Origin of the sequence: Brevibacillus sp. HB1.4B (assembly GCF_013284285.1) — a bacterium.
Lineage (GTDB): Bacteria > Bacillota > Bacilli > Brevibacillales > Brevibacillaceae > Brevibacillus > Brevibacillus porteri.
Map to the genome: position 1 here is coordinate 173,277 of NZ_JABSUT010000002.1, position 12,171 is coordinate 185,447.

18 protein-coding genes are annotated in these 12,171 nt (G+C 45.5%); 1 reads left to right on the plus strand and 17 read right to left on the minus strand.

Features of this window, described 5'->3' with window-relative positions; all coding sequences use genetic code 11:
• Positions 1–131: 131 nt before the first annotated feature.
• Genes HP398_RS05135 through HP398_RS05215 form a run of 17 tightly spaced genes read right to left on the minus strand, consistent with a single transcriptional unit; the run spans position 132 to position 11,378 of the window.
• Positions 132–563 carry a phage tail assembly chaperone gene (locus tag HP398_RS05135; RefSeq protein WP_173622035.1) on the minus strand — a complete coding sequence of 144 codons (432 nt, stop codon included), beginning with the start codon at positions 561–563 and terminating at the stop codon, positions 132–134.
• 34 nt (positions 564–597) lie between these two features.
• Positions 598–999, minus strand: coding sequence for a phage tail tube protein (locus HP398_RS05140; RefSeq protein ID WP_173622036.1), 402 nt, complete (start codon positions 997–999; stop codon positions 598–600).
• A gap of 11 nt (positions 1,000–1,010) precedes the next feature.
• Positions 1,011–2,426, minus strand: a complete 1,416-nt coding sequence (locus HP398_RS05145) for a phage tail sheath N-terminal beta-sandwich domain-containing protein (RefSeq protein WP_173622037.1) — start codon at positions 2,424–2,426, stop codon at positions 1,011–1,013.
• On the minus strand, positions 2,427–2,612 hold the full coding sequence (locus HP398_RS05150) for a YqzN/YkzM domain-containing protein (protein ID WP_173622038.1): 186 nt from the start codon (positions 2,610–2,612) through the stop codon (positions 2,427–2,429).
• On the minus strand, positions 2,575–3,069 hold the full coding sequence (locus HP398_RS05155) for a hypothetical protein (protein ID WP_173622039.1): 495 nt from the start codon (positions 3,067–3,069) through the stop codon (positions 2,575–2,577). Before HP398_RS05155 ends, HP398_RS05150 begins: the two co-directional genes overlap by 38 nt.
• Entirely contained in the window at positions 3,062–3,607 is a 546-nt protein-coding gene (locus HP398_RS05160; RefSeq protein WP_173622040.1) for an HK97 gp10 family phage protein, read from the minus strand. The genes HP398_RS05155 and HP398_RS05160 overlap by 8 nt, the downstream gene beginning before the upstream one ends.
• Entirely contained in the window at positions 3,607–3,993 is a 387-nt protein-coding gene (locus tag HP398_RS05165) for a hypothetical protein (protein ID WP_173622041.1), read from the minus strand. The genes HP398_RS05160 and HP398_RS05165 overlap by 1 nt, the downstream gene beginning before the upstream one ends.
• Positions 3,981–4,298, minus strand: coding sequence for a DNA-packaging protein (locus HP398_RS05170; protein WP_173622042.1), 318 nt, complete (start codon positions 4,296–4,298; stop codon positions 3,981–3,983). The genes HP398_RS05165 and HP398_RS05170 overlap by 13 nt, the downstream gene beginning before the upstream one ends.
• Positions 4,279–4,452 carry a hypothetical protein gene (locus HP398_RS05175; protein WP_173622043.1) on the minus strand — a complete coding sequence of 58 codons (174 nt, stop codon included), beginning with the start codon at positions 4,450–4,452 and terminating at the stop codon, positions 4,279–4,281. Before HP398_RS05175 ends, HP398_RS05170 begins: the two co-directional genes overlap by 20 nt.
• A gap of 22 nt (positions 4,453–4,474) precedes the next feature.
• Complete coding sequence (locus HP398_RS05180; protein WP_173622044.1) at positions 4,475–5,449, minus strand: phage major capsid protein; 975 nt, start codon at positions 5,447–5,449, stop codon at positions 4,475–4,477.
• Between the two features lie 16 nt (positions 5,450–5,465).
• Entirely contained in the window at positions 5,466–6,122 is a 657-nt protein-coding gene (locus HP398_RS05185) for a hypothetical protein (protein ID WP_254475883.1), read from the minus strand.
• Between the two features lie 29 nt (positions 6,123–6,151).
• Positions 6,152–6,364 (minus strand): ribosomal-processing cysteine protease Prp, encoded by a 213-nt coding sequence (locus tag HP398_RS05190; protein WP_173622046.1) that lies wholly within the window; start codon positions 6,362–6,364, stop codon positions 6,152–6,154.
• Between the two features lie 51 nt (positions 6,365–6,415).
• Positions 6,416–7,324 carry a minor capsid protein gene (locus HP398_RS05195; RefSeq protein WP_173622047.1) on the minus strand — a complete coding sequence of 303 codons (909 nt, stop codon included), beginning with the start codon at positions 7,322–7,324 and terminating at the stop codon, positions 6,416–6,418.
• Positions 7,321–8,859 carry a phage portal protein gene (locus HP398_RS05200; RefSeq protein WP_254475938.1) on the minus strand — a complete coding sequence of 513 codons (1,539 nt, stop codon included), beginning with the start codon at positions 8,857–8,859 and terminating at the stop codon, positions 7,321–7,323. The genes HP398_RS05195 and HP398_RS05200 overlap by 4 nt, the downstream gene beginning before the upstream one ends.
• A gap of 24 nt (positions 8,860–8,883) precedes the next feature.
• Positions 8,884–10,287, minus strand: a complete 1,404-nt coding sequence (locus tag HP398_RS05205; RefSeq protein ID WP_173622049.1) for a terminase large subunit domain-containing protein — start codon at positions 10,285–10,287, stop codon at positions 8,884–8,886.
• Positions 10,284–11,096: a phage terminase small subunit gene (gene terS / locus HP398_RS05210; protein ID WP_371736714.1), complete on the minus strand. Its 813-nt coding sequence runs from the start codon at positions 11,094–11,096 to the stop codon at positions 10,284–10,286. The genes HP398_RS05205 and terS overlap by 4 nt, the downstream gene beginning before the upstream one ends.
• 24 nt (positions 11,097–11,120) lie before the next feature.
• Positions 11,121–11,378 carry a hypothetical protein gene (locus HP398_RS05215; protein WP_173622051.1) on the minus strand — a complete coding sequence of 86 codons (258 nt, stop codon included), beginning with the start codon at positions 11,376–11,378 and terminating at the stop codon, positions 11,121–11,123.
• Positions 11,379–11,784: 406 nt separating this feature from the next.
• Between HP398_RS05215 and HP398_RS05220 the strand changes: the two genes are divergently transcribed.
• On the plus strand, positions 11,785–12,015 hold the full coding sequence (locus tag HP398_RS05220; protein ID WP_173622052.1) for a WYL domain-containing protein: 231 nt from the start codon (positions 11,785–11,787) through the stop codon (positions 12,013–12,015).
• The last annotated feature ends 156 nt before the right edge of the window (positions 12,016–12,171 follow it).

The window sequence follows — 12,171 nt, forward strand, 5'->3', positions numbered from 1 at the left end:
TCTTTCGATCTCCATCGCAGTCGATATCAAAACAAATTGTTTTTCCCGTTCTGGTAAGCTGAGAATTTCAGATGGCAGCTTGTTTTTTTCCTGCCAGATATAAGAAAAGAGAGCCAACTCAGGACTCTCTTTTATGAGTTTTTTACCTCTTCCTCAGCCTCCTCATCATCCGTGAAATCGCTGATCTTAGAGATGGCCTCATGAAGTGCATCAATTTCATTCGGGCTGAAAAGGCAAGGGACTACATCAACAGCAGCAATCTTACCGAACTTCGCAAGCACTTGTTGAGAATCGATGCGGAAATCTGTACGATCGGTGTCGATACCTGCAATGATGATTTCCGCTTTCAAACGCAAGTCATCAAATTCAACTTTCCGCTCCGCTTTACTCTTCTTACCGGATATAGAGACTTTCAACGCTGCCTTGCGTGCTCTGAAATAAACTTCACCGGAAACCGATCGGATCGGCAGTTTGACGCCCTTCTTTTTCCAATCCCATACGTCTTTTACAACTTCATCAGTATTCATGCTCAAAAAGTCTTCCATCGTCAAAAACTGACTCATTCAAAATTCCTCCTTGGGATAAGCCTTAGTTTTTTTAAATAAACTCATAGTCGTCAACTGTACCTTCCAGGGATGTATCTTCATCTAGTTCACCGTGGCTCCATTTTGCTAATGACAGTGAGTCAGGGCAAAAGCCAGTCACTGCAACTCGATACTTACCAGCAACTTTGTCGTCGAGTTCCCCAATGAAATTCACTTTCTTTGCGGGGTTTGATGCGATTTCCATGATGAGTTGCTGGATATCCGATGTACGCTCAAATGTAGCTGTCATGCTAACAGATGATGCCAGCACACGATGTCTTTTCCGAAGCTTCCCAGCCCTCTTACTTTCTCCCTTCTCAAATTCCTCAGTGAGCTCGAAGCCAATACACTCGGGGAGTTCCCTTCCATTCTGGTCGTAAAAATGCCCATGAGTACCGGAATACGTTTCTTTCATGCTGTATCACCTCACTTCGATTTGTTGTAGATATAAATTTTTTCGAGCGCATCTTGATGGCGGAAGCCAGCAATGAAATGGCCTGCATTACGAGCAGGCGTGTAAATCGGGTCCTCCCCGTGATAATCCGGGTCTTCGATAAACTCATAATCATTCGCGATCACTTCCAGCGTGGCAAGGGGCCTGAAAACCTCTTGCTTCATCATCTGGCAAAAGGCAGCGCGGCGGGCAGGGCTGTTGCTGTTTGGCTGTTGACGAATCCACTCCTTGCCTGCCTCCTCTTCTGCATGGAGAATGGTGTGGAAAGTGTCAGCCACCCGAATTTTCCCATAATCTTTTGACTGATCAGGCCCCGGAATAGTCAGGGTATTTACAGGCTCCTGAATGATAACCTGCCGATTGTCCATGTTCAGCATAAGTACACCAGCTTGCACCATTTCGATTAAGTCCGTATCTGGGTCCCACTCATGCGTTAAGGATTCGAACGGGGTAATGTACAATGCCATCGTGTAATTAAGAGGCAGAGAAGCCATCAGGGACGCAATGTAAATGGCCACTTTTGAACTCGCATAGGTGTTGCCTTTCCAACGTGCTCCACTTCCTACATTGACCACAGCCATGTGGTTCACATCTGTAGACGCCTTCATGATGGTTTGCTTATTTTTATCCCTTGTTTCATCGCCGCCGAAAACAAACTTGATGAAATTACCTAGCGCATTTTGCTGTTTAGTCCAGTCTTCTGCTGCCGCATTTAGGGCAGGATCAGCAATTCCAAGAGTAAATACACCGTACTTGCCTTTCTGAGTCGCAAGCGCATTTTGATATGCCGTGTATTTTATTGCCTCCACACTGGTTCCACTGTTACCTCCAGTCAGGTTTACACCTGCTGTGGCTTCGGGAAGCGTATCAGCTATCTTTTTTAAGACAACAAACTCGCTATCACTGAAAGCCTGAACCAGCGCATCCACCGTTTTCGCTGCCCGACTGTCCACCAGCTCCGCTCCCCGATAGATCAACAACTCTGTTTTGGTAGCATCCAACAAGCTTGGCTGCACCACGACTTTCAAATTGTTGCCTGCCTCGCCTTTGTACTTGGCTTCCACAAGTAGAACTTCGGTTGCAGCACTCTTCAAAGTCACACTTGCGACGGCCGCTTTATCCCCTGCCACGCGGTAGAGCAAGACTTCTGTTGGATGAGGGTTAGCTGCCCAAATTAAATGAAACGCTTCTGTGACTCCGAAGATTTTCTCTGCGGAAACCTTGGATCGGACTGTTACAAATTCCCCGATTGGGCCCCAATCCGCGACGATTGGTAATGCAAGCTTTCCACGATTGCCGATTGTCGTTTGCTCTTTGATGAATGACTTCAAAAAGGAGTAGACACCGGATAAGACCTTGTTTTCTCCCAACTGATATTGTCCGGCCATTTACTTCACCGTCCTTTCCTTGAATTTCTTCACGAATTCCTCTGCCTGATCGACCGTCATTTCGTCTGGTGCATCAAAAAAGGTAGCAATGGCTTCGGCTCGGTTTAACCCGAACTTTTGCTCTGCTACCTTCAAGATTTGCTCTTTTTTATAAGTTGGTTTTTCTTGCTCCTGTTTGCGAGACATGAGGCTTACCTCCTTTCCTCAATGATTCATCGTAACTGCTATGAATCACTTCTAACGGGTCGTAAACCACCGGAGTATAAGGGATATAAACAGTGTATTTCAGCTCAAATGATCGATCTAGGTTATCAGGCTTGCTCATGGTCAAACGACACTCTCGCAGGTATCCCACTTGCTTCTTGTCCGGGCTGTAGAGTGGAAGAATCCAGCTCCGATCCGCAAGGTCTTGCCTGACAGCCAAAGATAACCTCGTAAGTTGGTCTATATCCTTTGCCATCAGAACAAAATTCATCGTCCCTTTCTCTCGGTAGGCATCAGCACGCCGTGGTTCCGAAATACGAAATGGCTCTTCAACAAACCACATGGGCCGTTTAAAGTCCTTGGGTACAGAAAGGTTCTCTGTTTGGATACCTGTCAAAGAAAATAGCCAGTGTCGTACAGACAGCACATCATCACCCATCTGGAAACAGCCTCCTTGCTAATTCAGTCAGTTCCTCATTCACCAATTCATTTATGATTGAGTCTACTTCTACTCTTGATCTGGATAGATAGTGTACTCCGGGAATACGTTTTCCAGTCAAAACCATTCCGAAGTCAAACAAATTTGGATTATTCCCCGCGCTCTTTTCAGAAAGATATTTTTTATAGGCTGCTGGATCATATTTGAAAATTCCTTTTCTCCAGTAACCTGGTATGAATTGACCAGCTTTTTGGGTGTACCCTTCTTCAACATATCGAGCATATTCCAGGTTGCTACCGACAGTGATTTCCACACGACTACCTTGTAACGCCAAGTTAAACATGTTGTTTTGATCACCCACGGACAATGACGATCTCAATAGTCCCTGATCAACTGGGACGCGATCTTGAGCACCCCGCAACACCTGAAAGCCAGCTTTCCGAGACACGTTTTCCATTGCTGCCTTAACTTCGGTTTTACTTCGTTTTTTTAAGTGGAGATACAATTTTTCTAAATCTTTTTTGTTGACCCGTGCCATCAAATTTCAGGTTCCTCTCCCGTAGCAGGATCGATCATGGTGAGTAAGACTTCATAGTGATGCAAGCTTTCAGCTCCATAAACAGGATAAGGGAGACTGACTTTATACAGGTTGCCAGCAAATTCAGGTTGCTCAATCTTGAGCCGCATGCCTGCTTTCAAATCTGCATACAAGGTGTGCATGAGAAAGTCCTGATGCGTAGCCTGTCGCCCTGTAAGCTGCTGAATGCGACCGGGGGAACCGGACACCCTGCAAGGCACTTTTCGAACAACAGGAAGCCATTCTGAGCGGTCTTCTCCCCCAGTGAAAGGGTCAGGTTCCCCCCCGACATCCAGAAGGGTAAAAGAGTGGCACAGAAGCCGCTTGTATTCGGTTAGATCATCCACAGCTTCTGCCCCCTGTTCTTGCTATATTTTTTGAGGATACCTTCGACTTTTGGATCATTGCTCACATAGGAAAACGTCTCCTGATAATCCCCTTGCTTGGTACTGCTCAATCGTCGATCTTGGGCCATGTCTTTAATCACCATAGCGACAGCCAGCTTTAATTCATCAGGGACAGGATTTGGTATGTTCACCTGTCCCTCCACATAAACATTCGCCCGTAGAATGACTGGATCAAGACGACATAGTTCCCACGAAGCAAATTCAGCATAAAAACCGATCAGCTCATTACTTGTCAGAATTGCCATCGGTATTCACCAGTGTCTCTTCATCTGCCGCAGGGTCATCTTCCAGCTTATATCCCAATGGTTCGTACACGACTTCAAATGCTTTCCGCGTCACTTTTATTTTTTTCTTGTCCTTACCACCAGTGATTGTCAGTAGATCATTTGTTTTTTTCATGAATGATAGCTCCTTTCAATAATTAAGGTGTTGGTACAAATCCGGTAGGACGTAGGACAGCAAATGCCCCTTCTTTGATTACAAGGAACGCAACTTGGAACGTAGCCTTCAATGCAACCATGTCTTGCTCAGCAAGAGAAAGAGGCTTCCCATCTGCTCCAGTAATGGAGTGAAGAGTCGCCTCACGCAAGATTTCATACTCAATATTTTTAAGAATGCCTGTCTTGGCCTTTTTGAAGTCACCAGCAATCAGGTCAGCTTTTGTTTTGTCCCAAGCACCATTTCTGCTGTACTCAATCGGCAGCGAATACAGTGAATCTTCAGCTACTCCTTCACGTACAGATGAAAGGTAAAGAGGATCACCTTGGCTATTTTTCAATCCGCGCAAGGATGTCTTTAATCCGGTATGCCCAACGAACGCTCGTGGCTCTTGGTCATCGGCTTCAATCAGTGCCATGACACTGTTTACATCATCGGCCAGATTCTGACCCGCGACAGAACCGCGAGTAAAGCAGTTCCCCACATTGATAGCTGCCCCCAAGATGTTAGAAGTAAACGGAGACTCCGTCCCCATGATCGTAGCTGCATCCAATTTAGTATGGAATGCTTCAACAATGTACGGCTTCAGTTCTTCAAACACATCGATTCGTGAGCGATCCAGCGCTTCCTTTGTCATTGGAATGATGACAGCCAGCTTCTTAGCGGTCAATGTAACCTGTGTCCAGGAAGCTGTCGAGGTTTTGATACGTTCTCCCTCACCTACCCAGTAAGCTCCAGGCTTATCTAGAAATACTGGAATCTTTTTTGTTGCTGTTGTCATTGGTTCCAGTTCGGAAAGTTTCAAAATAGCCGAACCGCGGACTACATCCTTGATGATCTCTTGTGATGTCTCTTCCGGAATCAATCCGCTAAGGCTGCTGCTGAACGTTACTCCCTCATTGAATCTTTGCAAATCGAAATGAAGTGGTGCTTGTTTTACCAGTGCCATGCTATTCATGAATGATTGCCCCCTTTTAGATGCGCTGCAATTTGCGTAGGTCTGAGATATTTGGAATGGTAGACTTTTGATTGGCTGGTGGCTTTGCTCCAGGAGTAGTTCCCCGCGGTTTTTCATCTGCCTTCAACCATGGTTTAGAAGTGATTAACTCAGTAACATGTTTGTCGATGTTTTTAACCTTGCCTGCATCCGTCACCTCGACCTTAGAAAGATCAGCCAGACGTATGGCATCGGACAGTTTATCCGGGTCGACCCCTTGTTTGATTGCCTCCAAGGTGAAGGCATTTTCAATGCGGAGAGATTGGATGGTGCCATTGGCGTTTTTCAGGTCGGTTTCCCGCTCAGCCAGCTTTTGTTCCGCAGTTTTTTCAGCCTCTTGCTTTTGCTTATGGGAATCAACAATCCCTTTCAGATCGTCAGCTTTCTCAATGCCCAAGCCTTTGAGGAAATCACTGACTGCCCCTTGTAGTGCGGAATCGTATTCCTCTCTAGAACCAAACGCTACCGCAGGTTTACCTTCCCCTCCGTTATCGCCACCTGCAGCTGCTTGACCACCTCCCCCATTGGCGCCTGCAACTGCCCCGGTACCACCACCGTTATTCCCTGCCTGTCCACCTTGGCCACCGCCATTCCCTCCGTCACCAGCACCACCACCATCGTTAAATCGTTGCATCCTAAAGGTCCAGTTTGATTGGAGCTTTTTCATTTGGTTCCTTCCCCTTCCTCGTTTTGAATTTTAAGTGAAACATGTTCAGGATATTGCTGTGCTATTGCTTGAATCCCCAGCAACGCGGTTTGCATGATGGTAGAAACCCCAGCACATACAATGTCCTTTCCATGCTCTGCATAATTGGCATGACCCACCGCATGTATTTTCATTTCACCGTTGTCCAGATACGCTTGAATTTTGATCACATCGAACTCGCCTCCTTTCAGGCAATAAAAAAACACCACGATTCCGTGATGCTACTCGGGCAGTCCCTTTTCCTTTGCCCATTCTTTATAGGTGCGTGCTGAAGTGTAGCCTCTCTCCTGATCAATCCGGTAAGAGCGTTCGCGTTCCAACTTTTCCAAGACCTTCGATTTCATTACTGGTCGCCAGTACGATCGGCAATTGGGGTGATTAGGAATGCGTTCACCCTCACGCCCTGGATTGTCGGCTGTATCATAATCAAGCGGATATCTTTTGCCGTCCAGCTTGCGGCACTCAGAAGAAGTCCGCTTGTCTAACGTGGCACAAAATTCCTTTTCACTCACAATGTCGGAATTTGCTTGATAGGCCATCGTTTGCCCTTGGGCAGCAGCCCGGTTTAATTCTGTACGAGCTAGTCTAACTGCACTGGACCAATTCTCTTCCGTTCGTAATGTAATCTCTTTGGCTGTCCGTGTGATGCCCCACCCTTGGATAGCTGATTGAGTTATCACATCCTCCATTGCTGCTGACAATAAATCAACCCTTGTACGGATTCTCTTTGAAAACGGTCTTCCAGTCCAACGAGTTTCAATCGCAGACATCACCATTCCACCGTTTATTTGAGGAATATTGACCCCAATTTTCAGCTCTTCCTCGATGAAGTATAAGTGATGAAATATGCTGTTTGTGTACTCTTCTCCCCAAGCAATCCTTAATTGGGTTTCTTCCTCTAAACCTAGCGCTACTAAAGTGTTGTTGATAGCCCCCATAATGCCTTCAAGCCTATTTGCATTATGGATGAGGGACTGAATGCTCTCGCCACTTTCCGCGTATCGTGAATAGAGGCTAGTTATTTCCTGCACGATTTTTTTATTAGCTTTGGTAAATGCCTTTTTTATTTTGTTGCCATGCTTTGCGATCCGTGCCTCTAGCTCTTCTTGGTACCGTTCTTCTCTGCTCATGAAGCGTCACCTTCTGGACTGTTTTCATCGTCAGGGGGCTCGTCATCATCTGTCGGCTCATTGTCCTCCAATGCGTCGGGGTCGAGTATCTTCATTCTGCGTTCAGCCTCTTCGTCTTGTTCTTCAAGCAGTTTTTCACGAGATGCACGCGGATCATCCACAAACGGCAGCAGCGCCAGCCTTTCCTCATGGGACAACTGACCAACCAGTTTCGTCACGATCTCCACCATTTCCACCACATTCACTGGCATGTTCTTACTGAATTTCACATCGACAGCTTGATAATCCCACTGTTTTTTGTATTTTCGATTCAGCATGCCAGTAAGAATACGAATTCGATTACGAAACCCTTTTCCATACTGGCGCATCTTTATGCCCGCCTTAATGTCGGCATGGTAAAAGATGATCTTCAATGCAATTCCGGATGGAGCTGTCCCCACTTGGTCAGGTCGCAGGTGAGGTGTTCCAGTTTGGTCAAGAATCGTTTCGATCAATCGGTTGATAGTGTTTTCCTCATGAGTGTCCTGTAGGTCCCAAGTGACCGGAACGGCTTTTTTGCCTACAAGGATTTGAGAGGTTGACCACATCTTAGCGAGATACTGTTTTTTCTTCTCTACATCCGTGATGAGTTCTCCTTCTGCGTCATACAGGAGTAGATCATCCAGGTCCAAATCTTCAAAAATGACTTTCGGATTCTTGAAATATTCCTGCACATCTACCTTACCAGTGACAGCCTTGTTAATCGCGTCCATAAGCTGCTTCAGGTCTGAAAGATCGCCCATCCCCTCAACCATCCCATCATCGCGGTTTTGCTGATGTTTCCGACGCCGATTGACGTAGTGCGTCCAAGGGACAACGGGCTTCTGCTGAAACTTACCATCTTGGTTCTTTACGCGGACAGTGATGTTATGCGAGACGGGATTCTGTTCCCTGCTCATATCTAGAACAAATGCAGTCCCTTCTTGTCGGAGGTAAGTAATCTCGTTTTCATCGTATACTTCAACCAACATAGTTTTGGTGTTTCTGCTAACATCCGTCATCGTATAGTACCGAATAACCGCAATCAGCTTAGCTTTAACCGTTGTGTCATACACAGCGATACACTCGTCTGCTTTGAACTCAGTAATGCAAATCTGTCCATCCTCGTCAAAGTAGTAGTATTCGAATACTTCTCCATCGATAGAACCGTCCTCGATAATATCGTAAGACAAGCTCTCTTCATCGTTATCCATCAGGACAGCTTGCAGCTTTTTAACGTACTCTTCCACGTCTGCTCCTGCCTCATTGGAAGAATAGCGAATAGGATTACTGGCAATGTATGATGTTCCGAAGTCGATAATTTTTCGAGCAAAATTTAAGACGATTTTGTTATTCGGTTTGCCCTTTTCTTCATGTTTGTGGAGAATGGCTTGGTCTCCATCGACATACTTCCTCATAAGCGAGTAGTCCTTCGTCTGATGCTTTTTTATCAGGTCTGATACCCAACGCCATGAATTATTGGCTTTGTTCTCTTCATAAAACTGCTCTAGGAGCATTGTTTGCAAGATTTTTCACCCTCTTCACCCAGCCTTTTCGGCAATTTTCCAAGGAATTACTTTGAAACGACCAATTAACAACTGGCGGAATACCTTACTATTCCAAACAAGGTACCGCAATGAATCCATTGCATGGTCATTTTCTTTTAAAGGCACCTCAGCACTATCACCAGTAGTTCCCTCTGGATAACGATAGTTGGTCAACTCTTGGATGACTTCTTTCAAGTGATCAGAAATGAAAATGTTTGGCCTGCCGTTGTCACTCTTCACTTTGAACAGAATGGAGACAGCCCGTATTCCTTCATTTACGTGCTTCTGTGCTGCCTTGGCTGGCAAACCATTGGTCAGGTACGTCTTAATGTTGCTGGCGTTCTCTGAGTCACACCAAAATACCTTGATCTTCCATTTCTTCATGAGCTCCTTGTCTTGAGCCACCCAGCAGTTGGAATCACCAGGAATAAGAATCTCCATCTGAGCCTTATAGATCGCATCCACGATCCACAACTCACCATTTGCAGTCATTGCCCCGACAAGAGTAACACCGGGGTTGGTAAAGCCCCAGTCCTTGCCCGCCTCAATATGAACAAAATGTCCATCTTTGAACTTCTGCTCACAAAACGCGCGGGGTACAACATGTATTGATCGGTCAAATTCCTCATAAACCTGCCCAAAAAACACATCGAACCGGGCGAAAATCTCCCGGTCAACATATCGTTTCGGCATGGTTTCAATCATGCGCTGAATATTCCTTTGCAACTCAGGCAATGGATTATCCTTACTCGTCCAGTAAAAATTTCGCCATTCTGGATCATTGCGATATTCGTCCAATTGGCCACCTGCCTGCGTATGCTGCCCATTCAACACGATGTCATGGTAAAACCAGTTCATCCCCTCTGGCGTGGTCGTCCAAACACTCCAGCCGCCTTTGTCAGCGAGAGCATAAGAAAGATATCCACTCCAAGTCTGATCCTTCATTTTGGAAGCCTCATCAAGCCATACACCATCAAGCCCTTTACCTACAAGCGTCTTCGGATTGTCTGCAGATTTAAACTGGATAAGCACCCAACCCTTAAGCCAGATACGGTTTTTAGATGCATCCCAACTCTCGATCATTTCCTCTGGAATGACCGCAGCCAACTCTTCCTGCTGAATCTCGGACATAGCGTAAGTAGGTGACACACACCAGTATTCCAGCCGAGGTTTTGGTTTCTTCATGACTTTTAAGTTGCGTGGGGGCTTGTACGGTAATCCCTTTCCTCTTTCTATGTCTGAGAGGACGTTATCGAAAAACTTTCTTGCACCCACATTTGTTTTACCGCCGCGCCGGCCGCAATTCATCACGATGTTTCGTACATCACACATCATGACTTCGACTTGCTTGCAATGTGGCGTCCAACTCTCAAAGGGATCTACATGGATTACCTTCATTGTGACCACCGTTTTACAACCACTTCTGTTGGTCGATCATCATCACCCGACTGCAGTTTCCCAACCTCTAGCTTCAGCTTTTCTACTCGCAGCCGCTGCTCTTCTGTCGCAAGCCCCTTGCTGCACATATCCTCATATTGTCGGATCAGAGATTGTAGAGTTACCATGGCACGTGATTGAGCATTAAGGAACGTTGCTTGACGGTCCCAGGCAAACTGAAACTCGTATTCCTCCTCTGTTACGACTGGCTCGAATGAATTCTCGTCTTTTGTACTGGTGTCTACAACCTCGAATTTTCGCTTTTTCAGTTCCTTGATCATCTCGTCTTTACTTTGGACGTACATAATCTTCTGCGCTCGGATAATAGCGGTGTACTGAATCACAATATTATCCCAAAGTATGTCTATCGGAGAGCGCGTTTCAAGCTGCTCAATTATCTCCAACGTTTCTTCTGGGAAGAACTTACGAAAAAAGCCGTGGGTAACAGCGTTGGAATTGCGCATCGGCGCAGCCCCTCCCTTGTTTCCAACGGCGTTCTTATTTCCTTTTGGCGCTCCAGTTTTTGACTCACGTTTTATTGTAGTACTACATTCACCTGATTGTAGTACTACATTCCACTGGTCCCGGCTTTTCCAATTACTAATCGTCTTTTCCTTCTCATTCAATTTCTCAGCTAGCTCACGATTACTTATGTCCCCGTTACATTCCAGCCATATTTGCAGTGCTCGATCTCGGTTAGGGCTTCTTGCCTTTGCCACTACATTATCACCACCACCTATTGAGTTTGTTTTGCAAAAAGAAAAAAGCACCCACTAGGTGCTTTTTCAAGTCTACTATCCTTCGTATTCATGGAGAGCCTTTAAAATACCAATCATCGTATCATAGTGACTAACACTATGTCCGACAGCATTCTTACTCGCATCAAGAAATCTTTGCGTTAGCGTCTCTTTAGGGTATGTTCTTTCCATAAAAAGAATGCATTTCGCAATCCATTTCTCATAATCCTCACCATTCATAAACTGGCCAACCATTCCATCATGAGCGCACGTTTGACGAACATGCTCTCCTTCTTGTATCAATTTCTCAAGCATTTTCTCACCTCCCTCACCTTACAACATTCGGCAAAAGGAGGGCATTTCCTGTTACTATTTGACTAACCCTCTTCTCCCCTTCATTCTCCCCTTAGTTTTTTCCTTTTCAAAACGAAACTTTATACCTAATTTTTCGTAAGTAAAAATAGGAAGCCCATCATTTTCCAACTGGATACGGTTTGTTTAGAAGAAAGCACCACCACCATCCTATTTGACTAGTATCCTCGTCAAACACAGGGAACAGATGGTGTTTCTTCTTACAGCCTTCACAAAATACTATTACAGCAGTATCCAGTGGTGGGCGATTCAGTGGCGTCCAGGTTATTTGCTCATCATCAAGAGATACTTTCATCGATATAATCTTACCCACACTTCCTAATCCCCTTTCTGATTGGAGGTGAAAAAGATGAGCGTAGTACAAATAATAAAAGATTGTGGTGCTAAACGTGAAATGGTTTACATCACCTACGAAGGACAGGAAAGATTGGTTGAACCATATTCTTTCCGTGATGGTGGAACACGATTCTTCGGTTGGTGTCGAATGCGAGACGAGATACGTGGATTTACAACAGTAAAAATTAGTTCTGCACGTCCATCTGGAAATACTTATTCTCCACGATTTGCAGTGGAATTTTAACTACTAAAAGCACCCGTCTCAGGAACGGGTGCTTTTATTTTTCTTCAGCAGATTATCTATTTTTGTTCCCTCTATACACACAGTAAAGTTTCGGTGGTAACCCGATTCACGTATTTTGTCACCGCCCACTGATGTAGCTATTCACCCGCTCTTTCG

What these genes read in the sequence shown, in the direction of transcription:
- HP398_RS05135 (WP_173622035.1), bottom strand. Translation starts at nt 563, where the DNA reads ATGAGTCAGTTTTTGACGATGGAAGACTTTTTGAGCATGAATACTGAT.
- HP398_RS05140 (WP_173622036.1), bottom strand. Translation starts at nt 999, where the DNA reads ATGAAAGAAACGTATTCCGGTACTCATGGGCATTTTTACGACCAGAAT.
- HP398_RS05145 (WP_173622037.1), bottom strand. Translation starts at nt 2,426, where the DNA reads ATGGCCGGACAATATCAGTTGGGAGAAAACAAGGTCTTATCCGGTGTC.
- HP398_RS05150 (WP_173622038.1), bottom strand. Translation starts at nt 2,612, where the DNA reads ATGTCTCGCAAACAGGAGCAAGAAAAACCAACTTATAAAAAAGAGCAA.
- HP398_RS05155 (WP_173622039.1), bottom strand. Translation starts at nt 3,069, where the DNA reads ATGGGTGATGATGTGCTGTCTGTACGACACTGGCTATTTTCTTTGACA.
- HP398_RS05160 (WP_173622040.1), bottom strand. Translation starts at nt 3,607, where the DNA reads ATGGCACGGGTCAACAAAAAAGATTTAGAAAAATTGTATCTCCACTTA.
- HP398_RS05170 (WP_173622042.1), bottom strand. Translation starts at nt 4,298, where the DNA reads ATGGCAATTCTGACAAGTAATGAGCTGATCGGTTTTTATGCTGAATTT.
- HP398_RS05175 (WP_173622043.1), bottom strand. Translation starts at nt 4,452, where the DNA reads ATGAAAAAAACAAATGATCTACTGACAATCACTGGTGGTAAGGACAAG.
- HP398_RS05180 (WP_173622044.1), bottom strand. Translation starts at nt 5,449, where the DNA reads ATGAATAGCATGGCACTGGTAAAACAAGCACCACTTCATTTCGATTTG.
- HP398_RS05185 (WP_254475883.1), bottom strand. Translation starts at nt 6,122, where the DNA reads ATGCAACGATTTAACGATGGTGGTGGTGCTGGTGACGGAGGGAATGGC.
- HP398_RS05195 (WP_173622047.1), bottom strand. Translation starts at nt 7,324, where the DNA reads ATGAGCAGAGAAGAACGGTACCAAGAAGAGCTAGAGGCACGGATCGCA.
- HP398_RS05200 (WP_254475938.1), bottom strand. Translation starts at nt 8,859, where the DNA reads ATGCTCCTAGAGCAGTTTTATGAAGAGAACAAAGCCAATAATTCATGG.
- HP398_RS05205 (WP_173622049.1), bottom strand. Translation starts at nt 10,287, where the DNA reads ATGAAGGTAATCCATGTAGATCCCTTTGAGAGTTGGACGCCACATTGC.
- HP398_RS05215 (WP_173622051.1), bottom strand. Translation starts at nt 11,378, where the DNA reads ATGCTTGAGAAATTGATACAAGAAGGAGAGCATGTTCGTCAAACGTGC.
- HP398_RS05220 (WP_173622052.1), top strand. Translation starts at nt 11,785, where the DNA reads ATGAGCGTAGTACAAATAATAAAAGATTGTGGTGCTAAACGTGAAATG.